The 21251-nt window shown below is 72.9% G+C and carries 19 protein-coding genes; 4 read left to right on the forward strand and 15 right to left on the reverse strand.

Translation table 11 applies throughout. From position 1 onward, the window contains the following. Positions 1-459: 459 nt before the first annotated feature. The 10 genes from GTY84_RS12105 to accB are packed head-to-tail and all read right to left on the reverse strand — an operon-like array spanning position 460 to position 12098. Positions 460-1206, reverse strand: coding sequence for an SDR family NAD(P)-dependent oxidoreductase (locus GTY84_RS12105; RefSeq protein WP_161226191.1), 747 nt, complete (start codon positions 1204-1206; stop codon positions 460-462). Further along, positions 1203-2102 (reverse strand): IclR family transcriptional regulator, encoded by a 900-nt coding sequence (locus tag GTY84_RS34920; protein ID WP_161226192.1) that lies wholly within the window; start codon positions 2100-2102, stop codon positions 1203-1205. Before GTY84_RS34920 ends, GTY84_RS12105 begins: the two co-directional genes overlap by 4 nt. Continuing rightward, positions 2099-2995, reverse strand: coding sequence for an amidohydrolase family protein (locus GTY84_RS12115; RefSeq protein WP_345943414.1), 897 nt, complete (start codon positions 2993-2995; stop codon positions 2099-2101). Before GTY84_RS12115 ends, GTY84_RS34920 begins: the two co-directional genes overlap by 4 nt. Further along, entirely contained in the window at positions 2992-4989 is a 1998-nt protein-coding gene (locus GTY84_RS12120; protein WP_161226193.1) for an acetoacetate--CoA ligase, read from the reverse strand. Before GTY84_RS12120 ends, GTY84_RS12115 begins: the two co-directional genes overlap by 4 nt. Further along, positions 4976-6085, reverse strand: coding sequence for a PEP/pyruvate-binding domain-containing protein (locus GTY84_RS12125; RefSeq protein WP_202550901.1), 1110 nt, complete (start codon positions 6083-6085; stop codon positions 4976-4978). Before GTY84_RS12125 ends, GTY84_RS12120 begins: the two co-directional genes overlap by 14 nt. Further along, the gene (locus GTY84_RS12130; protein WP_161226194.1) at positions 6082-7911 is read right to left on the reverse strand and encodes a PEP-utilizing enzyme; all 1830 of its coding nucleotides are present in this window, start codon (positions 7909-7911) and stop codon (positions 6082-6084) included. The genes GTY84_RS12125 and GTY84_RS12130 overlap by 4 nt, the downstream gene beginning before the upstream one ends. Continuing rightward, a complete protein-coding gene (locus GTY84_RS12135; protein ID WP_161226195.1) occupies positions 7908-8765 on the reverse strand; it encodes an HAD hydrolase-like protein in 858 nt (285 codons plus the stop codon). Before GTY84_RS12135 ends, GTY84_RS12130 begins: the two co-directional genes overlap by 4 nt. Further along, a complete protein-coding gene (locus GTY84_RS12140) occupies positions 8762-10228 on the reverse strand; it encodes a pyruvate/oxaloacetate carboxyltransferase (RefSeq protein WP_161226196.1) in 1467 nt (488 codons plus the stop codon). Before GTY84_RS12140 ends, GTY84_RS12135 begins: the two co-directional genes overlap by 4 nt. Further along, positions 10225-11577 (reverse strand): biotin carboxylase N-terminal domain-containing protein, encoded by a 1353-nt coding sequence (locus GTY84_RS12145; protein ID WP_161226197.1) that lies wholly within the window; start codon positions 11575-11577, stop codon positions 10225-10227. The genes GTY84_RS12140 and GTY84_RS12145 overlap by 4 nt, the downstream gene beginning before the upstream one ends. Further along, positions 11574-12098 (reverse strand): acetyl-CoA carboxylase biotin carboxyl carrier protein, encoded by a 525-nt coding sequence (gene accB / locus GTY84_RS12150; protein WP_161226198.1) that lies wholly within the window; start codon positions 12096-12098, stop codon positions 11574-11576. Before accB ends, GTY84_RS12145 begins: the two co-directional genes overlap by 4 nt. A gap of 306 nt (positions 12099-12404) precedes the next feature. On the opposite strand from accB, the gene GTY84_RS12155 reads away from it, so the two are divergent. Next, positions 12405-12920 (forward strand): helix-turn-helix transcriptional regulator, encoded by a 516-nt coding sequence (locus tag GTY84_RS12155; protein WP_161226199.1) that lies wholly within the window; start codon positions 12405-12407, stop codon positions 12918-12920. Between the two features lie 691 nt (positions 12921-13611). Here GTY84_RS12155 and GTY84_RS12160 read toward each other — a convergent pair. Continuing rightward, positions 13612-14634 carry a methyltransferase gene (locus tag GTY84_RS12160; protein WP_161226200.1) on the reverse strand — a complete coding sequence of 341 codons (1023 nt, stop codon included), beginning with the start codon at positions 14632-14634 and terminating at the stop codon, positions 13612-13614. Between the two features lie 196 nt (positions 14635-14830). Continuing rightward, positions 14831-15709: an SDR family oxidoreductase gene (locus GTY84_RS12165; protein WP_161226201.1), complete on the reverse strand. Its 879-nt coding sequence runs from the start codon at positions 15707-15709 to the stop codon at positions 14831-14833. Positions 15710-16444: 735 nt separating this feature from the next. Between GTY84_RS12165 and GTY84_RS12170 the strand changes: the two genes are divergently transcribed. Continuing rightward, positions 16445-18091: a SpoIIE family protein phosphatase gene (locus tag GTY84_RS12170; protein ID WP_161226202.1), complete on the forward strand. Its 1647-nt coding sequence runs from the start codon at positions 16445-16447 to the stop codon at positions 18089-18091. A gap of 136 nt (positions 18092-18227) precedes the next feature. Next, the gene (locus tag GTY84_RS12175; protein ID WP_161226203.1) at positions 18228-19037 is read left to right on the forward strand and encodes an SAM-dependent methyltransferase; all 810 of its coding nucleotides are present in this window, start codon (positions 18228-18230) and stop codon (positions 19035-19037) included. Between the two features lie 94 nt (positions 19038-19131). On the opposite strand, the gene GTY84_RS12180 is transcribed toward GTY84_RS12175, so the two are convergent. Together GTY84_RS12180 and GTY84_RS12185 are read right to left on the reverse strand one after the other, a co-directional pair. Next, complete coding sequence (locus GTY84_RS12180; RefSeq protein ID WP_161226204.1) at positions 19132-19479, reverse strand: hypothetical protein; 348 nt, start codon at positions 19477-19479, stop codon at positions 19132-19134. Positions 19480-19627: 148 nt separating this feature from the next. Further along, complete coding sequence (locus GTY84_RS12185; RefSeq protein WP_161226205.1) at positions 19628-19948, reverse strand: hypothetical protein; 321 nt, start codon at positions 19946-19948, stop codon at positions 19628-19630. 187 nt (positions 19949-20135) lie between these two features. On the opposite strand from GTY84_RS12185, the gene GTY84_RS12190 reads away from it, so the two are divergent. Continuing rightward, positions 20136-20762 (forward strand): SMI1/KNR4 family protein, encoded by a 627-nt coding sequence (locus GTY84_RS12190; protein WP_161226206.1) that lies wholly within the window; start codon positions 20136-20138, stop codon positions 20760-20762. Between the two features lie 52 nt (positions 20763-20814). Here the strand turns inward: GTY84_RS12190 and GTY84_RS12195 are convergent, their stop codons facing one another. Then, a complete protein-coding gene (locus tag GTY84_RS12195) occupies positions 20815-21234 on the reverse strand; it encodes a NucA/NucB deoxyribonuclease domain-containing protein (protein WP_161226207.1) in 420 nt (139 codons plus the stop codon). Between the last annotated feature and the right edge of the window lie 17 nt (positions 21235-21251).

A 21251-nucleotide genomic window follows, 5' to 3' on the forward strand; every position in this document is an offset into this window, starting at 1 on the left:
GCGGGAAACGACCCGGGCCCCGGCTGCCCGCGACGAGGCGGTGGCGCGGGCCGTCCGCTCGTTGCGCGCGGGACACCGGGAGAAGCCCGCGGCCCGTCCGGCCGAACGGGCGCCGCACCTGTCCGGGCAGGAGCGCCGGGCCCGGGCGCGGGCGTTCCCGACGCCGGTCCAGGGCGCCTCGCTGTTCGCTCCGGCCTCGCGGGCGAACGCGGTCCGGCGGCGGGCGGGGCGCTGCTCCGCGCCGCGCGGTCCCCGCCGGCGGGAGAGCCCCGCCCGGACCGGCCGAACGGCGCGGCGCCCCGGCGGGGACCGCGCCCGGCATCGCATCGCGCCGTGCCCGGCATCACGCCGTGCCCGGCATCACGCCGTGCCCGGCATCGCGCCGTGCCCGGCATCGCGCCGTGCCCGGCGCGGCGTCCGCGCGGCGCGCGCCGGCCGCACCGGCGCGGGCCGCGGGGGCTACCGGGTGAGGAAGCCCCCGTCCACGGGGATGTAGGCGCCGTTGATGAAGGAGGCGCCGTCACCGGCGAGGAACACGGCCGCCCTCGCGACCTCCTCCGGGTCGCCCATGCGCCCCGCCGGGTGCTGGGCGTCCAGGTCGGCCCGCACGGCGGGTTCGAGGGCGGCCTCCAGGCCGGTGCGGATGAAGGCGGGGCCGATGGTGACCGCGCGGATGCCCCGGGCGGCGTACTCGAGGGCGATCTGCCGGGTGATCCCGTCCACGCCGTGCTTGGCGGCCGTGTAGGGGGTCAGCCCCGGGAAGGCGACCCGGCTGAGGATGCTGCCCATGTTGAGGATCGTCCCGCCCCCGGCGGCGAGCATGGCGGGAAGCTGGTGGAGGACCCCGAGGAAGACCCCGGTCAGGTCCACGTCGATGACCCGGTGCCAGAGCTCCGGCGTGATCTCCGCCAGCGGGGTCATCGGCGGCGCGACCCCCGCGTTGTTGCAGGCCACGTCCAGACCGCCCCAGGCCACGACGACCGCGTCGACCAGGGCCTTCTGGTCCGCCTCGGAGGTGACGTCGGTGTGCGCGAAGAACGCCTCGCCCCCCAGGCCGCCGATCAGCGCGACCGTCTCCTCGCCGGCCGCGTCGTCGACGTCCGCCACGGCCACCCGGGCGCCCTCCGCCGCGTAGGCCAGGGCGATGGCGCGGCCGATGCCCCGGCCCGCTCCGGTGACCAGGGTCCTCTTGTCTCTGAGGGTCATGATGCTTCTCCTCCGGGATTCTCCGTACGCGCCCGTCGCGCGGCGGATGTGCGTTCCGGCCCGTCGTCCGCGCCGCTCCCGGCCCCCGCCGGGCCGGTGCCGTCCGCCGCGGCCGGCGGGGAGCCGGCCGAGGCGGCGCTGCGCAGCCGGTCGGCGGTCCCGGCCGCGGCGGCGCCGAGCGCGGTGAGACAGGCGTCGATGTGGTCCCGGGTGAACCGGGCGGTGGGGACGGCCACCGTGAGGGCGGCGACGGGCTGCCCGAGCACATCGGTGACGGCCATGCCGATGCCGCTGACCCCCTGCTCCGTCTCCTCGTCGTTGCGGCCGTAGCCCTGCTGCCGCACCCGGACCAGCTGCCGCTTCAGGGTGCCGAGGTCGCCGAGCTTGGCGGTGGGCCAGACCGGCAGCCCCGTCTGGTAGAGGCGGTCCAGGTCGGCGTTGCTCAGCGCCGCCAGGAGCGCCTTGCCGCCGGCCGAGCAGTGCGCCGGCATCTTCTCGCCGTTGCGGACCCCGACCCGCAGGGGCAGTTCGCTCTCTATCCCGTCGACGAAGCGGATGCTGCGCCGCTCCAGCACCATGAGCTGGACCGTCTCGCCCGTGCGCTCGTGCAGCGTCTCGAGGGAGGAGTGGGCCAGGGCCCGCAGCCCGCCGAGGGTCAGGGGCGTGGCCGAGGCGGGAACGAGGGCGGGGCCGAGGCGGTAGCGGCGGTCGCGGCCCTGGACCGCGTAGCCGCGGTAGACCAGGGACGAGAGCAGCCGGTAGGCGGTCGACACGACGACACCGAGCCGCTGGGCGGCGTCGGTGGCGCTGAGTTCGGTGCCGTCGTGGAGGATGGTCAGCAGCCGCAGCGCGCGGTCGACCGATTCGATCGGAGGCTGGCCCGGCGGCTCGCTCACCGCGTCCCCCCGAGTCCCAGCAGGCGCACGGCGTTCCCCTTGAGGATCTTGTGGCGGACCGGTTCGGGCATCTCCAGCTTCTCGAAGTCCGCGCACCACCGGTCGGGCATGAGCACCGGCAGGTCGGACCCGAAGAGCATCTTGTCCTGGAGCAGCGTCCGGGCCTGGCGCACCAGCTGGGGCGGGAAGTACTTCGGTGACCAGCCGGAGAGGTCGAGGTGCACGTTGGCCTTGTGCGTCGCCATGGAGAGGGACGAGTCGGCCCAGGGGACCGACGGGTGGGCGAGGACGATGTCGAGGTGCGGGAAGTCGGCGGCGACGTCGTCCACGAGCATCGGGTCGGAGTAGCGGAGCTTGATGCCCCGCCCGCCGGGCAGGCCGGCGCCGATGCCGGTCTGCCCGGTGTGGAAGAGGGCGATGACGCCGAGCTCCTGGAGGGCGTCCCAGAGCGGGTAGTGGGCGCGGTCGGAGGGGTCGAAGGCCTGCAGGCTCGGGTGGAACTTGAAGCCCCGCACCCCGTGGGTGACGACCAGGCGCCGGGCCCGCTTCACCGCCTCCGCCCCGTGGTGGGGGTCGACGGAGCCGAAGGGGACGAGGACGTCGGCGTGCGCGGCGCAGGACTCGGCGATCTCCTCGCTGGACAGCGCGGGCCGTCCGAGGAAGGTGCTGGCGTCGACGGTGAACACGACGGCCGCCATGCGGCGTTCGCGGTAGAGGGCGGCGATGGTCTCCAGGGTGGGGGTGCGGTCCTGGCCGCCGCGGAAGTACGCGGCGGAGGCGTCCAGGAGTTCCTGGTCGAGGGCGTAGTGGCCGTGGCCGTCGGTCTCGATGTGGGCGTGGAAGTCGAGCGCCGTGAGGGCGTCGACGTCGATGCGCGGTTCGTAGCGGGTCACCGGTCCGCTCCGATCGCCGCGAAGAACGCCAGCGCTTCCGCGTCGTCGACGGCGTCGGGGTCGAGGACCGTCGCGGCCGGGCTGCCGGCCAGGATGCGCTTGATCGGCAGTTCGAGCTTCTTGCCGGTCCGGGTGCGCGGGATGGCCGGCGCCGCGACGATGCCGTCGGGGGTGTGCCGGGGGGAGAGCCGGGTGCGGATGGCGGTGCGGATGCGTCCGCGCAGCGCGTCGTCGAGGACGGCGCCGTCGGCGGGGGTGACGAAGAGCAGCAGCTCGCCCGCGCCCCCGTCGGGGTCCTCCAGGTGGACGACGAGGCTGTCGGAGACCTCGGGCATGCCCTCCACCACCCGGTAGTACTCCGCCGTGCCCAGGCGCACCCCGCCGCGGTTGAGGGTCGCGTCGGAGCGGCCGGTGATGACGCAGCTCCCGGTCCCGCTGAAGCGGATCCAGTCGCCGTGGCGCCACACGCCGGGGTAGACGTCGAAGTAGGCGGCCCGGTAGGTGCTGCCGTCGGTGTCGCCCCAGAAGCCGACCGGCATGGAGGGCATGGGCGAGGTGATGACCAGTTCGCCGAGTTCGCCCACGACCGGCCGGCCGTGGTCGTCGAAGGCGTGGGCGTCCACCCCGAGGCTGCGGCCGGACATCTCCCCGAGCCAGACCGGGCTCAGGGGGTTGGCCTGCACGATGCCGGAGCAGACGTCGGTGCCGCCGCTGCCGACGTTGAGGAGTACCTCGTCGCCGAACTGCTCGTGCACGTACTGGTAGCCCTCGGGGGGCAGCGGGCTGCCGACCACGCCGAGCTGGTGGAGCGAGCCGAGGTCGAACTCCTTGGCCGGGTGGCGGCCCTCGCGGCGGCACTGCATGAGCAGTCCGGCGCTGATGCCCATGACGGTCGGCCGGGTGCGCTCGGCCAGCCGCCACTGCTGGGAGGTGTCGGGATGGGTGATGTCGCCGTCGATCATGACGATGCCGGCGCGCACCAGCAGGGTGGAGACGAGCGCGTTCCACATCATCCACGCGGTGGTGGTGAACCACAGCAGCCGGTCGCCGGTGCCCAGGTCCCAGTGCAGGGCGTGGTTCTTGAGGTGCTCCAGCAGCAGGCCGCCGTGGCCGTGGACGATGGGCTTGGGCTGGCCGGTGGTCCCGGAGGTGAACAGGACCGAGACCGGGTGGTCGAAGGGGACGGCCTCGAACTCCAGGGGCGCGTCCGGGCCGAGGGGCCCGCCGAGCAGCTCCTCCCAGCTCACCGCGGCCTCGATGGGCAGGCCCAGGTAGGGCACGTGGACGACGTGCTCGACCGAGGGCAGCCCGGCGCGGATCTCCCGTGCCTCGTCGACCCGTTCGATCCGCTTGGTGCCGTACCGGTAGCCGTCGACGGTCAGGAGGACCTTCGGCTCGATCTGCCGGAACCGGTCCAGGACACCGGTGGCGCCGAACTCGGGGGCGCAGCTCGCCCAGACCGCGCCCAGGCTGATGGTGGCCAGGTAGGCGATCATCGTTTCGGGGATGTTGGGCAGGTAGGCGGCGACCCGGTCGCCGCGCCGGACGCCGAGCGCCTTCAGCCCGGCCTGGGCCCGGCGGACCTGTTCGCGGACCTCGCCGAAGGTGAGCTCGATGTCGGGGCGGGTCTGGGAGACGGCGATGACCGCGGTCTCGTCGTCCAGGTCGTGGTGGCGCAGCATGTGCTCGGCGAGGTTGAGGGTGGCGCCCTCGAACCACCGGGCGCCGGGCATCTCCCGGGAGCCCAGGACCCGGTGGTGGGGGGTGTGCGAGACGACCCCGAAGTGGTCCCAGACGGACGACCAGAACGCTTCGAGGTCGGTCACCGACCACGTCCACAGCTCGTCGTAGGTGGCGAAGGAGAGGCCGCGTTCGCGTTCGAGCCAGTCGAGGTAGTGGCCGATCCGGGAGCGTTCGCGGATCCCGGCGGGGGGCTCGGCGAGCAGGGCGGGCGGGGCCGGGCGGGCGGGCGCGGTGTCGTCAGCCGTGGTCATGACCGGCCTCCCGGGGTGCCTGTCCGGAGGCGGCGGAGCTGATGCTGCCGGTGATCCAGGACATCAGTCCCGCCGCCCCGTCGAATCGCGGTGCGCGCTCCCTGCCGCTCCACACCGTTTCGGGGCGGCACTGCAGCAGGAGCAGGTTCCGGCCGTCGGGCAGGTCCTCGTCGACGGCGAACTCGATGTCCTGGGGGGCCTGGTGCTGCCTCTCGACGGTCTTGGCGAGGGCGGCCAGGGCCAGTGCCTCCTCGTCGCGCAGGCAGAACTCCCGCTGGCGGTCCTCCGCGACGGGGACCGGGCCGCTGCCGTCGCGGTACTCCACGCGCTTGGCGCCCAGGACCTTGTCCTGCAGATGCAGGCCGACCTTGCCGACGGTGTAGCGGTCGGGGGTGACCTCGCCGCCGACGACGGACAGGCCCAGGCCCCAGCTCGACTCCAGCACGATGCGGGAGCGGTCGCCGGTGATGGGGTCCAGGGTGAACATGACGCCGGCGGAGCGGGCGCGGACCACCTTCTGGACGACGACGGCCATCTCGACGCCCGCGAGGTCGACGCCGCGTTCGAGGGCGTAGTGCAGGACGCGGCTCGCGTACACGCTGGCGTAGCAGCGGTGGACGTGCGCGAGGACGTCGTCGGCGCCGGTGATGTCGACCCAGGTCTCGAACTCGCCGGCGAAGCTGTCGGCGACGGAGTCCTCGGCGGTGGCGCTGGAGCGCACGGCGACGGCCAGGCCGGGCACGCCGAGCTGGTCGCACAGGGCGTGGTAGGCGGTGGTGATCTCGGCGGCCAGCTCGTCGGGCAGCGGCTGGGCGGTGAGCAGGTCCTCCAGGGTCCCGGAGACGCGTTCCACGCAGGCGGCGTCGTGCAGGTCGACCCCGGCGACGAGGGCGGTGATCCGCTCGCGCAGTCCGCCGCGGTCGAGGAAGTCCCGGTAGGCGGCGGCGGAGACGGTGAAGCCGGGCGGGACGGGCAGCCCCGCCTGGGTCATCTCCGCCAGTCCCTTGCCCTTGCCGCCGACGGCGCGGGCGTCGAGGCAGCCCGGGTCGGAGAAGGGCAGGATGAAGGTGCTGCGGGTCAGGACGGGCGCGCTCACGGGGTGTCCTCCAGGATGGTCACGGTGCCGGTGTTGCCGTCGACGCGGACGCGCTGGCCGGTCGTGAGGTTGGCGGTGGCGAAGCCGGTGCCGACGACGGCGGGCACGCCGTACTCGCGGCAGACGATGGCGGCGTGGCTCATCATGCCGCCGATGTCGGTGACGACGCCGGTGACCACCGAGAAGGCGGCGGCCCAGGAGGGGGCGGTGATGGGGGCCACCAGGATCTCGCCGGGCTGCAGGAGGGCGAGGTCCTTCTCGGTGCGCAGGACCCTCACGGGGCCCTCGACGACACCCGGGCCGCCGGGTATGCCGGTGAGGGTGGTGGCCGACCCGTCGGACGCGCCGAGCCACTCCCTGACCCGGTCGGTGGTCACGCCGTAGTTCATCACCGCGAACGGGTCGGTGACCTCCTCGGGCGGGATGCCGTAGGCGGGCGGGGCGGTCCGGGCCTGGAGGGCGGCGACGATCGGGCGGCGGCGGGCGATGACGTCGGCCCACTTCTTCCTGCCGCGGATCTCCACGCCGATCGCCCAGGACTGCACGACGTCGGCGAGGACCTGGTCGAGCTCGAAGCGGTTGAGGTAGAAGATGTCGTCGCGGGCGGTGGCGAACCCGGCCGAGACGAGGAAGTCGCCGAGTTCCCAGGCCTTCTCCCAGAAGACGGTGTGGGTCCAGTGCTCGACGTAGATGTTGTGCTCCTCGATGAACGGGAACACCTTGCGGGCGAGGCCGAGCAGTTCGTCGAACTGGGCCTGCTCCTGGGGGCTGAGGAGAGCGCGGTACTCGGCGACGATCTCGTCGCGCTCGCGGGAGAGCCGCTCGACGGGGCGGGCGATGTCCTCGCCGGCGCGGATGCGGGCGGCGTAGCGGGCGATGCCCTGGAGGGGGATCTCGGGGTTGGAGTTCCAGGTGTCCTGGTCGTGGGTGAAGCCGTACTCCGCGAAGTAGTTGAACCACGGCTCCCGGGCGTCCTCGTAGTCCTTGAGCCAGGTGCGGCCGTTCTCGCTCAGGGCGAGGGCGGCGAACTTCTCCCCGGCCGTCCCGGGGCCCGACAGGACGTCCACCAGGTCCAGGTCCGCGGCCCTGCGGGCCAGCTTGCGCAGTTCGTCGTCCGGCCGGAAGGCGAGGACGTCGACACCGGCGACGAGGCGGGCGACCTCCTGCTCGGTGATCTGCGGGAACGCCTGCCTGCAGAACTGGAAGAAGACGATGTACCCGCCGTAGCCGAGGTTCAGGAACTCGAAGTGGTACTGCCAGACCAGGAAGAACTCGTCGATGAGCCGGTGGTAGTTGGCGATGATGTCCCACGAGGTGGAACGGCCGCGGGCCTCGGTGACGACCTCCACCGGGTCCAGCTCACCCAGGGGCGGGAAGCTGATCGTCCTCATGCGGGCGACCGCGTCGGTCACCTTGGTCTTCCACTTGGCGTACAGCTCGTCCCAGTTGGCGTAGTAGTGGCCGGCCCGCTCCTGGAAGAGGACGGCGCGGCGCCGGATCTCCTCGGGGTCGGTGACCGGCACGCCCGCGATGTAGACGTAGCCGTTGTGGACGCGGACGTCCAGGCCGAGCGAGGTGGGCAGGACGAAGATGCGGGTGCTGTTCTGGCCCGCGCCGAGGTAGACCGCCTCGGCGCCGATGCTGTCGAACGGGTGGACGCCGCGCGACCAGTGCATGGTGTCGGCGAACCAGAGGACGGAGTCCTCCCAGTCGCGGGTCTCCTCGCGGGGGAGCAGGTAGTAGGGGTACATCGACTCCCACCCCTCGGCGCCCTCGGGTGCCGGGGTCTCGTGGAAGAAGGGGAAGCGCGAAACCTCACCGCTCATGAGAAGACTCCTTGCTGTGACGCGGGTTGGGAGGGGCCCAGACGGCGGTGGAGTTCCGCGACGTCGTCCAGGACGAGGTCGGGGCGCTGGTCCGGGGTCATGCGGTCGAGATCGGCGGGGGTGAGGGCGCCGCTGAGCACCGCCACCGACCGGGCGCCCATGTGGCGGGCGAGGGCGATCTCGGCGACCGCGTCGCCGACCACGGCGACCTGTTCGGGGGGCAGGGCCAGCCGCCGCAGCAGCGACGCGGCCAGGACGGGGGACGGCTTGCCCCCCACGGCCGGGGCGGTGCCGGTGGCCCAGGTGATGCTGGCCGCGACGGCCCCCGAGACGGCCAGGGAGCGGCCGAGGCCGCCGTGGAACCAGGCGGAGCCGACGGTGGTGTAGAAGGCGGCCCCGGCGTCGACCGCGAGGGCGGCGGCGCTGAGGTCGGCGGCGGAGTACGAGGAGGCGGCGCCGACCACGACGACGTCGGCGGGTTCGGCGTCGTCCGCACCGGCCCGGGTGATGCCCATCTCGCGCAGCGGCACCGTGAGCCCCTCGTCGCCGACGGCCAGGACACGGGCGCCGGGGTGGTGGGCGTGGATGTGGTCGACGGTGGCGCTGCCGGCCGTGACGAACGCGGAGTCCTCGACCGGCAGGCCGATGGAGCGCAGGTGGTCGGCGTAGGCGGCGGGGGCCTTCTCCGAGGCGTTGGTGCACACGATCACGCGGTGCCCCGCGGCCCGGAGCGCGGCCAGGAGTCCGGCCGCGCCGGGAAGAGCGGTGCCGCCCCGTCCGCCGGCCCGGCTCGTGCGGACCAGGCAGCCGTCGACGTCCAGTACCCAGCCGCGGATCTGCTCCAGTGAGGTCATGACGACGCCTCCGGCGCGCGTTCGAGGGTGAACCGGGTGGTGCCGCTGCTGACCGACATGCTCAGGCCGGGCCGCCGCTCGGCGGTCCGCAGCAGGCCCTTGAGGACGGCGGCCGGGGACTCCCGGCGTGCCGCGACCATCGCGTCGACCTGCTCGCCGGGCATGACCGCCCGCAGCAGCAGTTCCTCGTCGGTGAGGTTCTCGCCGAAGCGGTGCCGCAGGTCGGCGAGGGTCACCTCCTCCTTGCCGTCGGAGGCGGGCAGCCGGCCCCGCCGGGTGGCCGTCGCCCGGTCGAGGAGGTTCTGGTCCACCTCGCCCGGCAGCGGCCCGAAGTCGCCCCGCAGCAGGTCGATGACCTCGTCGCTGAGCTGCTTGTACCGCTCGCCCGTGATCACGTTCAGGGTCGCCTGGGTGACGATGTACTGGGCGAAGGGGGTCATCACGATCGGCCAGCCCAGGTCGCGGCGGACCTCGACGGACTCCTCGATGACCGCGTCGAACAGTTCGGGGCGGCCCAGTTCGCGCAGCTGGCGGGAGAGCGTCGACTGGACGCCGCCCGGAATGGTGTGGCGGTGGTACGCCTCGTCGTACTCCATCGGCGCGCCGACGGGCAGCCGCTTGGTCCTCGCCTGCCGCCGCAGGTAGGCCGAGGCCCGTTCCATCGCGTCGGTGTCGACGTCGACCTCGTGGCCGCGGGCCCGCAGGTTGCGCACGAGCTGGGGGCCCGCGGGGTGCGAGGTGCCGTTGGCCAGCGGCGGCAGGGCGCAGTGCAGCTTGGTCATGCCCAGGTCGGCGGCCTCCAGCAGGGTCAGCGGGGCGAGTCCCGTGGTGGCGTGGCTGTGGATCTCGTCCAGGCGCAGCCGCCGCAGGGAGGACTGGAGCCCGGGGACCAGGGAGCGCAGCCGCTCGGGGGTGAGCAGGCCGGCCGGGTCCTTGAGGTAGACGCTGTCGATCGCGGTGCAGGCGTCGAGTTCGGCGATCCTGGCGGCGTAGTAGTCGTCGGTGTGGACGGGGCTGTTGGTGTAGCAGATCCCGGCGACCACGTCGGTGAAGCCGACGCGCTTGGCCATCTCCGCCATGCGCCGGGCGCCCTCCATGTCGTGCATGGGGTCGACCACCCACAGGCGGCTGACGCCGTTGCGGACCAGCAGGGTGAAGGCGAGTTCGAAGAGGGACTCGGGGGTGCGGTAGAAGGTGATGAACCGCTTGCCGGTGGTGAGGAACGCCAGGGGCGTGCGGGGCATCAGCCGCCTGGCGGTCCGCAGCGTCTCCCAGGGGTCCTCCTGGTGGAAGCGCACCGATGTGGCGAGCAGGGTGCTGCTGGCCAGTTCGACGGCCCGGTAGCCGACCCGGTCGAGGTCGGGCGCCATGGCCTCGATCATGCGCCGGGTGATGCCGACGGCCCCCCAGAGGCTCTGGTTGCCGTCGCGGATGGTGACGTCGACGAGGCTGACGGCGGTCATGCGGACCCCCCGGTGAGGATGGTGTCGGCGAGCCAGTGCGTGGTGACCGAGTCGTCGGCGAAGTCGGGGTGGGCGATGATCCGGGCGAGCAGGTCGCGGGAGGTCACCGGGCCGCCGATGCCGAAGCCGGCCAGGGCCTGTTCCATGCGGGTGCGGGCCGCCTCGCGGTCGGTGCCCCAGGTGATGAGCTTGGCCATCAGGGCGTCGTAGTAGGGCGGGAACACGTAGCCCTGGTAGATGTGGGTGTCCAGGCGGATGCCGCCGCCCGCGGGCGGGCGCCAGTGCGTGACGGGGCCGGGGCTGGGCAGCAGGTCACGGGCCGGGTCCTGGGCGGTGACGCGGCATTCGATGGCGTGGCCGGTGACGGTGATGTCCTCCTGGGTGACCGAGAGCGGCTCGCCGAGCGCGGCCAGGATCTGCTCGCGGACCAGGTCGACGCCGGTCACCTGCTCCGTCACCGGGTGCTCGACCTGGAGGCGCGGGTTGACCTCCAGGAAGGCCACCTCGCCGCGGGCCACGTCGTAGAGGAACTCCACGGTGCCCAGCCCGACGTAGTCCAGCTCGCGGGCTATCGCGAGCGCGCTGGTGGTCAGGACGTCGCGGGTGGCCGCGTCGAGGGCGGCGCAGGGCGACTCCTCGACCACCTTCTGGTAGCGGTACTGCACCGAGCACTCCCGCTCGCCCAGGTGGACGTGGTGGCCGTGCCGGTCGCCGAGGATCTGGACCTCGACGTGCTTGGCGTCGGCGACGTAGCGCTCCAGGAAGACGGTGCCGTCGCCGAAGGCGGCCTCGGCCTCCGAGGAGGCCAGCGCCCATGCCTCGGCGAGGTCCTCGGGGGTGGTGACCAGCTTCATGCCGCGTCCGCCGCCCCCGTGGGCGGCCTTGACCAGGATCGGGAAGCCGACCTCGGCGCCCAGCCGCTCGACCTCCCGCAGCGAGGTGGCCGTGCCGCCGGGGGAGACGGGCACGCCCAGGCGGGTCGCCATGGCGCGGGCGCTGAGCTTGTCGCCCAGGGACTCCAGGGCCTCGGGCGAGGGGCCGATGAAGACGATGCCGTTCTCGGCGCAGGCACGGGCGAGGTCCGCGCGCTCGGACAGGAAGCCGTAGCCGGGGTGGAGCGCCGTGCAGCCCGTCTCGACCGCCGCGTGCACGACACCGGCGACGGACAGGTAGCTGTCGCGGGACTGCGGGCCGCCGAGGACGACGGAGCGGGTGGCGCGGCGGGCGCCCAGGGTCGTGGTGTCGGCGCTGGAGACGCCGAGCACGGTCTCGAACCCGAGCCGCTCGCAGGCCTCGATGATCCGGACGGCGATCTCGCCGCGGTTGGCGATGAAGATCCGGTGCGTCACGGCAGCCGCCGGATCACGAAGAGCGGCTGGCCGAACTCGACCAGCTCCGCGTCGGCCGCGAGGATCCGGGTGACCTCGCCCGGCACGCCCGCGGTCACGGAGTTCATCAGCTTCATGACCTCGACGATGCACAGCGCCGAGTCGGCCTCGACCGTGTCACCGACCTCGACGAAGGGCGGCTCGCCCGGCTTCGGGGCGCGGTAGAGGGTGCCGAGCAGCGGGGCCCGCACCAGGGTCTCGTCGGCCGCGAGGGAGCTCTCGTCGAAGCCCGCCGCGGGGGCGGCGGGGGCGGGCGCGGACACCGGCGCGGGGGCCGGGGCGGTCGCCGCGCCGGTGGCCGCCCGCCCGGGGGCCGCGGCCTGTGCCGGGGACGGCGCGGGGGCGGGGGCGGCGGGCTCGAGCGGCGCCCCGCCCCGGCTGACCGCGATCCGCAGATCGCCCTTCTCGAACCGGAACTGGGTGAACTCGGCGTTGTCGAGCAGCTCGATGATCGCTGCAAGCTCCTCGAGGTCTATGTCCACGAATCGCGTGCCCTTCCGTGCTCCACGTCACACGCTGCGTGTGACGTGGAGACCATCGTGGAGGCACCTTCCCAGGAGCGCAATGAAATCGGTCAACTTTCTCCTGGACGCAAAATCGCCTGGTCGGGGCAGGTGAGCTGTACCGGAGGGAAGCGGTCCGGGGGTGCGGGAGCCCGTCGGGGCAAATCCCTTGGCGGACATGGAAAAACGTTCCGTCAAACGGCGTCAGGAATGTCCCCGTGCGGTCTCTTCACGGGGGAGACGGCACCCGTGCCGCCTCCCGAGACGGCAGAGGAGAGGGGCATCGTGACCACCACCGGTCCGCGGACCACCGGGCGGACGGCCGGACAGGCGGCCGTACTGCCGACCTGCAGACAGCTCCAGGTCCTGTCGGGCGTCGCCCGGGGGTACAAGAACGTCGAGATCGCCGGGCACCTGCACGTGGCCCGGCCGACCGTGCAGCGCCACGTCGACCGGCTGGGCAAGAGCCTGGGCACCAGCGAACGCGCGCGGATGGTCGCCATCGGCTACGAACGCGGCTGGCTGGCCCGGCTCTCGCCCGAGCCGCGCGAGTGGGTGGTCCTCACCGGGCGCTGCCAGGACGTGCTCCGGCTCATCGCCGAGGGGAAGAGCAACGAGGAGATCGCGGACGGCCTGCACCTGAGCGTGAACACGGTCAAGAGCCACGTCCGCCGCATCCTCGACGTCCTCCAGGCCCGGCACCGGGCCCACGCCGTGGCCCTCGCCTACCAGCACGGTCACCTGCGCCGCCGCCCCGACCCGCACCCGGCCCACCCCGTACCGGCGGCGCGGGCCGCGTAGCCGGTACGGGCGGGGGAGACGGGCGGACCGGGATGCGCGGCGGGCGCCGCGGGCCCGGGGCCGGCGGCCGTCCCGCGCCGGACCTGGCCGAGGTCCGGCACCGCCCGCCTCCGCCTCCGCCGCGGCGGGACAGGGCCGCCGGGGCAGGCGGCCCGGACCGGCGAAGCCCCCGGGCAGGGAGGCCCCGGAGACCCGGTCCGGCCAGGAGCGGGGTACGAGCGCACCGGGTGCGCGGTGCGCCTCCGGTCACGGTCCGGGGGCGGTGCCGGGACGGTCCGGGGCGGGCCGGTATGACGCGGCAGCCGGCCGGTCCGGCGCCCACCGGTCGTCCGGTGCGCAGGACCGCGAACACGCCATGCCCACCGGGCAGTTCACCCCACGGGACACCGGCCGGGTGAGAGGGGAGACCGCGGGCCGCGGCCGCACCGGGCGAGGCACAGGAGGACACGACGGGACGGTGCGCGGTACACGGCGCGTGGTCGCACACCACCGTCACGGGCATGACCGGGGAACCGCCCGCCGCTCGCGAGACACCGCGGGCCCGGCCCGAACGCGCGGGACATCGCCCGGCCCGGCGGCGCCTCCCGCTGTTGCGGTCGCCGGTCCTCCCGCGCGTTCCTTCCTCCGGCGGTCCTGCCGAGGGCGGTCCGTCCTGACCGGGACGGGGTCCGTCGAGGTGCGGGATGCCCGGTCAGGCGGCCACGGCTTCGACGACGGACACGTGGCTGTCGGTCCCGATGACCCGGGTCATGCGAAGTCCCGCGTCGGCGAACAGCCGGCGGAACCCGTCCTCCGTGCGTTCCCGGCCCGGCAGGACGGACATCACGATGAGGTCCAGCAGCTTGCCGGTGTGCGGTGTGTTGCCCTCCGGGATGACCGCGTCGAACACCAGCACCCGCCCGCCGGGTGCCATGGCCCTCCGGCAGTTCCGCAGGATGCGGGCGGCCCGTTCGTCGTCCCAGTCGTGGGTGATGTACTTGAGCAGGTACAGGTCCCCGGCCGGTACTTCCTCCAGGAAGTCCCCCGCCCGGGTCTCCCACCGTTCATCGGCGCCCAGTTCCCCCAGCCGGTGGCCGGCGAGTACCTTTTCCCGGTCGTACAGGACGCCGTTCAGGCTCGGGTTCTGCGCGAGGACGTGGAGGAGGAGGGTGCCGTGTCCTCCTCCCACGTCCACGACGGTGGCACCGTCCGGGAACCGGTAGCTCCGCAGAGGGGAGCGGATCTCGGGGTCGGACATGGACGCCATCCCCGCGTGGAACTCCTCGTCCTTCGGCAGATCGCCTCCCCAGTAGTCCCAGATCCTCTTCCCGAAGACGCTGTCGAAGGAGATGTCCCCGCCGCGGACCGGGACGGCCAGCTCGCCGCACGAGAACCAGATGGCCTTGCTGGTGAGCATGGTGATCGCGGCCCGCACCGAGGACGGCGCGTCCGTGCGGAGGGGTTCGGCCGCGGGGGTCAGCACGAAATGCCCCGCGCCGACTTCGCGGAAGACGCCGCGGGTGGCGAGGACCCGGAGGATCCGGTGCAGGTTCCCCGCGTCGGTACCCGTGGCCCGTGCCAGTTCCTCCAGTGGTGCGGGGGCGTCCGAGAGGTGGTCGGCCACGCCCGTGACGGCCGCGGCGCGCAGGGCCGCCGGGTAGGCGAGGCCCAGGGCCTGCTCTATCAGGAACAGGCCGGCGGATTCCCCGCCCGAGGGGGTCTTTTCGTCGGACATGACCGGGATTCCCTTCTTCTCTCTTCCGATTCCGTTCGGCCGGCGGTGTGCTCAGGCGCGTGTCCACGGCGGACACGGCACGGGCGTGTGCCGGTCCCTCTTCCCGGCCGTCGCCTTCCGTGAGAAGGACGGCCGTGCGTGTTCCCCACTCCGGCGGCGGGTGGTTCCCGTATGCCCGTGGAGCTTCGGCCCCGGTTCAGTGGATTCGCTGGCCCGGCCCTGGATGAGCGCGGTCGTGGGTGATGGCCGCGACGGATTTGCCGCCGTCGACGGGCAGCGTGACGCCTGTTATCCATGAGGCGTGCGGTGACAGGAGGAAGGCGGCGGCGTGAGCGATGTCGCCGGTCTCGCCGATGCGTCCCATCGGATAGCTGGCCGCGATCGTGTCATGGGGGAGCGTGATCAGGGTTTCCATGAAGGAGGTCCGGACGAACGCGGGAGCGACCGCGTTGACGCGCACGCGCGGCGCGAGCTGGTCGGCCATGTCCTGGGTGAGCCGGTTCAGGGCTGCCTTGCTCGCGCTGTACGCGGGGAGGCGGAACCCCCCGGTCGCGCCCACCGTGCTCGTCATCAGGATCGCTCCGCCGTGGTCCTTCATCCAGGAATGCCAGACGAGCTGCGTGTATCCCAGGGCTCCGAGCACATTGGTCTCCATGGTGTGCCGTACGGACTCCAGGTCGAGTTCCATGACCGGTGTGTGCATGGCCGGGTTGATCCCCGTGGTGTACACAAGCATGTCGAGACGCCCGAAGGACTCCATGACGGCGTCCACGGCCGCTTGGCGCTCAGCGGCCTTGCGGCTGTGGGCGACGAGGGGCAGAACCCGGCTCCCCGTCTCCTCGGCGATGGCGCAGGCGGCGGCGCGCAGCGGCTCCCCGTTGCGGGCGGTCAGCGCGACACAGGCGCCCTGACGTGCGAGTTCGGTGGCGATGGCGTATCCGATACCCCGGCTGGCGGACACGACGAGGGCGGTCCGTCCCGCGAACACGGGTGAGCCCGACGTGTGTCCCGCCGCTTCCACGGGGCCGTGCAGCTCGCGGTGCTGTCGGCTGGACCATCCGGGCAGCAGCGTCATCCTGACCCTTCCCTTCCCGTCGTTCCGGTCCCGCTCCTTCCGGGAACGGCTTCCACCAGTGAGCCCCGGACCGGAGAGTGGGCGGAAGGGGTCCTTCGGGCGCGTTGAGTGAACGTGTTGAAACGCGGTGGCGAGCGCACCCGCGACGCTTCCGGGCGTTTCCCCGGAATCTTCCAGGACGGCGGACGCGGACAGCGGCCGCCGGGTGACGGAGTGCGCGGCACGGGTGGCGACCGGGTCCGGATGGACGGGCGGCGCGTGCGGCGGGCCCGGGCCCGTGCGGCGGCGGAGAGCCCTCGGCCCGCCGCCGCACAGGGCACCGCGCGCCCCTGCCCGCCCGTGCCGCGCCCGCCACCGGCGGTCCGGACGGCCTCCGGACCAGGGGGGCGATGTCCCGGACGGGGAGCCGGGCCGCGCCGGCGTCCGGGGCGTGCTGCCGTGCCGGATGCGCGGGAGTGTCGGAGGATGTGGGGAGACGACCGTCCGGTGTCCGCCGCGGGACGGGCCCGCCGGGCCCGGCGGCGGTGGTGGGCGACGCCGGGCCCGAAGGCCCACGCCTGCGTCCACGGGAGCGCACCGGTGGGGAGGCCCGGTCCGCCGGACGCGCGCGGTGGCGACGCCGGAGCGCGGTGATGCCCGTGCCGCGGGCATCCGACCGGCCCCGGACGCCCGCCGGGCCGGAAGCGCCGGGCCGGAAGCGGCAGGCGGAGGACGCCCCGGCGGAGGAGGGACGAGGTGGAGGACAGGCACCTCCTCAAGCGGTACGAAGCCCTCCTGGGCGCGGTGCCCCAGCTGGTGTGGGTGATGTCGGCCGACGGAGTCGTCACCCGGCTGACGGGCCGGGGGATCCCGGAGAGGCTGTGGGCACCCGACGGCGGGGCCTCGTGGATGAACGCGGTGCACCCGAAGGACCGGGAACGGTTCCGGCGCGTGTGGCGCAGGGCCACCCGGCGCCGGCTCCCCGTCGACGAGATCGTGCGCGTGCGGCTGGAGAACAGCCCCGACCGGTACCGGCACGTCAGGATCGTCGCGGCGCCCGTTCCCGGCGGGGAGGAGGAGTGGGTGGGCACCGCTGCCGACGCCGAGGACGACTGGCGCACGCGGATGCGGGAGAAGCTGCTCGCCCGCATGGCGTCGGTACCGGCCGCACGCGATCTCTCCGAGGCGTTCATGACGGCCGCGGCGGCCGTCGTCCCCGAACTGGCCGACGCCGTGGCCATCTTCCACGTGCAGAGCGACACGCCGGACGGATCCCCGCCCGCGCGGGACGCGCCCTCCGCGGTACCGGTGGGGCGGGTGGCCCTCGCCCCGGGCCTGCCCTCCCTGCCCGAGCTGAGCGGGGACTTCACGATGGGCCCGACCACGCAGCGGGCCATGCGCTCCCAGCGGTCCCAGCTGCTGACCTTCTCGGCGGGCCGCCCGCCCGAGGGCATCTTCTCCCACGTCTCCGACCAGTGGCTCCGGCGGGCCGGGGCCACGAGCGTGGCCCTGCTGCCCGTCGTGGTCGACGGCCGCACGGTCGCGCTGGCGAGCACGGCGACCTGCCGCGGGAACCCGCCCGCGGACGAGGCGGACCTCGCGCTCCTCCAGGACGTCTTCCAGCAGATGAGCGGACCGCTGCGCCGGACGCTGGAGATGCAGGGCATCCGGGAGACGGCCCTCACCCTGCAGCAGTCCTTCCTGGCCGCCCCCTCGTACGTCGGGGGGGTGACGATCACGGCGCTGTACCACCCGGCCGACTCCGCCGCGGAGGTCGGCGGTGACTGGTACGACGCCGTCAGGCTCTCGGACGACTCGCTCGCGGTGTCGATCGGCGACATCGCGGGCCACGACCTGGACGCGGCCATGGCGATGGGACGGGTCAACAGCACGCTGAGGGGCCTTGCCTTCGACAGCGGACCGGCGGCGAGCCCGGCGGCCACACTGCACCGGCTCGACCGCATCGTCCAGGCGCTCGACAGCCCCTCGATGGTCACGGTGGTCCACGCGATCCTGCGGCGGCGGGAGGGCGACGCCTGGGACGTCACCCTGTCGAACGCCGGACACCCGCCGCCCCTGTTCGTCCCCGCCGGCGCGCCACCGCGGTATCTGCACGACCTCGCCGCCCCGGACCCGCCCCTCTGCGTCACCGACGCCTTCCCCCGCACGGACCTCTTCGTGGCCATGCGCGAAGGCGACACCCTGCTGCTCTACACCGACGGGCTCGTGGAGAGGCCCGGTACGGACATCGGCCACAACCTGCGGCGCCTGCGGGAGCGCACCGGCGCCCTGGCCCGGAGAGGAGTGCCCCTGCCCAGTCTGATCCGTGAACTCCTGCCGTCCGTCCACGACCGCCGCGACGACATCGCCGTCATCGCCCTGCGGGCGGAGAGGGAACGATGACGCGGCGGAACGCGCCACCGGCCCTCCGCCCCGCACGAGCGGTGGGAAGACCCACCGGGACCGGCCCGGACCACCGCGAACCCGGCACGAGCAGCACGCCACGCACCCGTACCCACCCTCAGCGGGAAGGTGTCACATGAACACTCCGAACAGCAGGCCGCAGGGGCTCGTCACCTCACGGGCCCACTCCGCCCGGGTCTACGACTACATCCTGGGCGGCAAGGACCACTACCCCGTCGACGCCGAAGCGGGCGACGCCATGTGCGAACACTGGCCCGCCCTCCCGGTCCACATGCTGGAGAACCGGCGGTTCATGCACCGCGCCGCCCGCTACCTCGCCCGGGAACGGGGCATCCGGCAGTTCCTCGACATCGGGACCGGACTGCCCACCTCGCCGAACCTGCACGAGGTGGTGCAGGAGGTGGCACCGGAGTCGCACGTGGTCTACGTCGACAACGACCCCATCGTCCTCGCCCACGCGCGCGCCCTCCTGCACAGCTCGCCCGAGGGCGCCACCGTCTACGTCGAAGCCGACATGCACGACCCCGACGCCGTGCTGAACAGCCGGGAGTTCCACGAACTCATCGACCTGAACAGGCCGGTCGGCCTGATGGTGATCGGCATCATGCACTTCATCCTGCCGCCCGAGGACCGGCGCCTGATCCAGCGGCTGCTGGATCCGCTGCCGTCCGGCAGCTACCTGGCGATGACCATCGGCACCGCGGACTTCGCGCCCGAGGAGGTCCACCGGGTGGCGGAGGACTACCGCAGGCAGGGCATGCCCATGACGCTGCGGGACCTCGCCACCGCCCGGTCGTTCTTCGACGGGCTGGAGCTCCAGGAACCGGGCATCACCCAGGTGCACCTCTGGCGCCCGGGGCCCGAACAGGACGGCATCGACGGCCGCGACATCGCCATGTACGGAGCGGTCGCGAGGAAACCCTGACGAAGGGCGGCCCTGCCCCGCCCGGGCGGCCCCGTCGGCCGGAGCGGAGCGGCTCACGGGGTCCCGCGTGTCCTGACGGCCGCCCGGGTGGCCGTCAGGACACCCAGGAAGGTGATCCCGGCGATTCCGAGGACGAGCCGGCGGGCTGAGACGAGCGGGTCCGCGCCGCCCGCCGCGAGCAGGGTGCCGCGACGGCCGAGGTGAGGGTGAACGCGATCAGCCGGGTGGTGCTGACGGCCGCCGTGGCCTTGGAGCCCTCCGCCTCGTCGGCGCCGCTGCTCATGGTGGCCACCGGCAGATGGGGAAACGCGCAGCCGATCCCGGCACCCGCGACCAGCAGCAGGACCGCCCACAGCACAACGGCCGTGCCGGGGGCGTCCTCGGCCAGGAGCAGGCCGTACGCCGTGAGACCGGCGGCGAGGAACAAGGGGCCCGTGCGCACGAGCCTTCGGGCCCCCGCCCCGTCGCACGCACGCTGGACAGCTGCGCCGCGGCCCAGCCCAGTGAGAGGACGGCGCCGAGCAGCCCCGCCGGCAGGGGGGCCGGACCCCCCAGTTGCTGCCCGAAGAGCGGAATGAAGTTCTCTGTCATCACCTCCGCGCACAGGCCCGCCACTGTGAGGTAGACCCCTTGAGGTGGTTGCCGCGGACGTAGGTCAGGCGCGGGAGCACGCCGTTGGCGTCCCGGGCGTCCACGACGAGGAACAGGACCAGCAGCAGCCCGGCGAGGACCACCAGCGGCACCAGGAACCCGGTGAGGGCGGAGCTGAGACTCAGTACCGCCGCCGTCGACGCGAGCGCGGCCATCGATGCCACCGGCACGGGGCGGCTCACCGGATTCTCCGGCCGTCCGACGGGCAGGGCGCGCAGGGTGACCAGGCAGGGCAGCACCGCCAGGCCCGAAAGCGGCACGCCAGTGACCGAGTTCGGCGAACCCGCCGCCGAGCACCGGGCCGGCGAGCGTACCGGCGCCGAACATTGCCGGCACGAGCCCGGTCCCGCGGGTCCAGGGGGAGGGCGGCAGAGGGAACACCGGACCGTACGCGATCACTTCGCGCCAAGGGCGTACTCGATCAGCGCCAAGTAGCAAGATGGAGTGATGACGACAACAACACTCACCGATGCCTGGGCACGTGTCCGAACGGCTCTGGATGCGCATGCGCCCGCGACAGCACGTACTGTCCGGCCACCGGCGACCATGAACGACTTATCCGAAGCTCAGTCCCTGATGGGGCAGACGTTCCCCGATGCGGTGAGGGAACAGTTGTTGCTTTTCGACGGGGCGGAGCCGAACCCGATCACGGGCGTTGTACTGCCCCCCTTGTACATCCCCCTCGGGCTTCAGCGCATGCAGATGCTGTGGCAGCAGAAGCTCGCCGCCCGGCAGCACTCCGTTGACGGGGCAACTGCCACAGCCCGTGCCGGGGACGCCTGCCAGGAGTTTCATCCATTGCTGGTGCCCATCGGGGACGACACGACGGGGGACCTGCTGGTGGTGGACAACAGGCCCGGTGAGTTGCGCGGGAGCGTTCTGACCTGGGGCAAGGCCGACGGCTACTTCGGCGCGCCCACCTGGCCCAGCGTGGCCGACATGTGGGCCGATGTGGCGTGTGCGCTGGAGACCGGAGTCACTCAAGGGATCGAATGCGACAGTGATCCCCTTCTGACGCTCAACGGGTGCGCTGCGGTGTTCACCGCTGACGGATACCTTGAGTGGGAATTCTAGCGAGGCGGGTGCTGTTCCCGGCCAGAAGCCGGCCGGGAACAGATGACTGGCGTCAGGGTATGATCACCACATAGAACTCGTCGTTCGGGCCGTCGATGATCCTGTTGTTGGCGTAGTACGTAGCGAGCTGGCTGCCACCCGCGGTGTTCTCGGTACCGTTGATGGCCAGCGCCGAAAAGTTCTTCTCGGGTTTACTCGGCTCGTAGATGGACTGGGCCGACCCTTCATAGGTTGAGGCGAACGGGTACTCGTCGCACTCCAACCCCTTCGACGCGTAGTTGGGGTCTACGGCTGTGCACACCTTCACGGCCTCACGCCGGTTTGCATTGTATCTGTTCAGATTCGTCTGGCTGATGCTTTTCTGCAGCCGGTGCAGCGGGTCACTGGCGTTCTGGCCCGCCACGTGCTTCGAGGGATTGGCCGGCAGGGTGTTCTGCGGCTGCGTGAAAGCTGTCTTGATGTGGGAGGCCACCGCACGTTCCGGAGGTA

This window comes from Streptomyces sp. SID8352 (assembly GCF_009862265.1).
Classification (GTDB): domain Bacteria; phylum Actinomycetota; class Actinomycetes; order Streptomycetales; family Streptomycetaceae; genus Streptomyces.

What these genes read in the sequence shown, in the direction of transcription:
- GTY84_RS12105 (WP_161226191.1), bottom strand. Translation starts at nt 1,206, where the DNA reads ATGACCCTCAGAGACAAGAGGACCCTGGTCACCGGAGCGGGCCGGGGC.
- GTY84_RS12120 (WP_161226193.1), bottom strand. Translation starts at nt 4,989, where the DNA reads ATGACCACGGCTGACGACACCGCGCCCGCCCGCCCGGCCCCGCCCGCC.
- GTY84_RS12130 (WP_161226194.1), bottom strand. Translation starts at nt 7,911, where the DNA reads ATGAGCGGTGAGGTTTCGCGCTTCCCCTTCTTCCACGAGACCCCGGCA.
- GTY84_RS12135 (WP_161226195.1), bottom strand. Translation starts at nt 8,765, where the DNA reads ATGACCTCACTGGAGCAGATCCGCGGCTGGGTACTGGACGTCGACGGC.
- GTY84_RS12140 (WP_161226196.1), bottom strand. Translation starts at nt 10,228, where the DNA reads ATGACCGCCGTCAGCCTCGTCGACGTCACCATCCGCGACGGCAACCAG.
- GTY84_RS12160 (WP_161226200.1), bottom strand. Translation starts at nt 14,634, where the DNA reads ATGTCCGACGAAAAGACCCCCTCGGGCGGGGAATCCGCCGGCCTGTTC.
- GTY84_RS12165 (WP_161226201.1), bottom strand. Translation starts at nt 15,709, where the DNA reads ATGACGCTGCTGCCCGGATGGTCCAGCCGACAGCACCGCGAGCTGCAC.
- GTY84_RS12175 (WP_161226203.1), top strand. Translation starts at nt 18,228, where the DNA reads ATGAACACTCCGAACAGCAGGCCGCAGGGGCTCGTCACCTCACGGGCC.
- GTY84_RS12190 (WP_161226206.1), top strand. Translation starts at nt 20,136, where the DNA reads ATGACGACAACAACACTCACCGATGCCTGGGCACGTGTCCGAACGGCT.